Consider the following 940-nt stretch of genomic DNA (forward strand, 5'->3'; position numbering starts at 1 on the left):
GTTATCAGGTGTGTTTAAAGCTGTTCTGCTGGGCAATACCCTGCAGTTTCGGGTGGTCGCTGAGATATTTCAGGGAGGCTTTGTAGTCTTCCAGCAACAGTTCAGCAAAGTCCATTTCGAAGCCGCGACGACACATAATGCGCATCACCACGATGTCGGTGGCTTCACCGCCGAGAGTGAAGGCCGGAACCTGCCAGCCGCGCAGACGCAGACGTTCAGAGAGGTCGTACAGGGTGTATCCTGGATCTTCACCATCTTTCAGTTTGAAGCAAACCGCCGGGATGCCTTCGTCCGGGCGACCGGTACAGATGAACTCATACGGCCCCAGTTTGGCGATTTCATCCGCCAGATAAGCAGCAACCTGGTAGGAAGCGTTCTGTACTTTGGTATAGCCTTCACGACCGAGGCGCAGGAATTCATAATACTGTGCAATCACCTGACCCGCCGGGCGGGAGAAGTTGATGGCGAAAGTACCAATCTGACCGCCGAGGTAGTCAACGTTGAACACCAGTTCCTGCGGCAGCGCTTCTTCATCACGCCAGATAACCCAGCCGCAGCCCAGCGGAGCCAGACCGAATTTATGGCCTGAAGCACTGATCGATTTCACACGCGGCAGGCGGAAGTCCCAGACGATATCCGGGGCAACGAACGGTGCCAGGAAGCCACCGCTGGCGGCGTCGATGTGCATGTCGATGTCGATACCGGTGTCGGCCTGGAATTTATCCAGCGCATCGTGCAGCGGCTGCGGGAACTCATAGTTACCGGTGTAGGTCACGCCGAAAGTCGGCACCACGCCGATGGTGTTTTCGTCGCAGGCTTCAATCATGCGTTTCGGGTCCATAAACAACTGACCGGGGCGCATAGGGATCTCACGCAACTCCACATCCCAGTAGCGGGCGAATTTATGCCAGCAGATTTGTACCGGACCGCACACCAGGTT

General features: G+C 56.3%; 1 protein-coding gene. It reads right to left on the reverse strand.

Annotated features, from left to right (window positions below):
• Positions 1-4 precede the first annotated feature (4 nt).
• Positions 5-940, reverse strand: a 936-nt coding sequence (locus tag ACJHYO_RS23935; protein ID WP_017686674.1) for a glutamate decarboxylase, incomplete at its 5' end; no start/stop codon positions are given.

The sequence above is a fragment of the Escherichia sp. WS1118 genome (genome assembly GCF_046487695.1).
GTDB classification, from domain to species: Bacteria; Pseudomonadota; Gammaproteobacteria; order Enterobacterales; family Enterobacteriaceae; genus Escherichia; species Escherichia coli.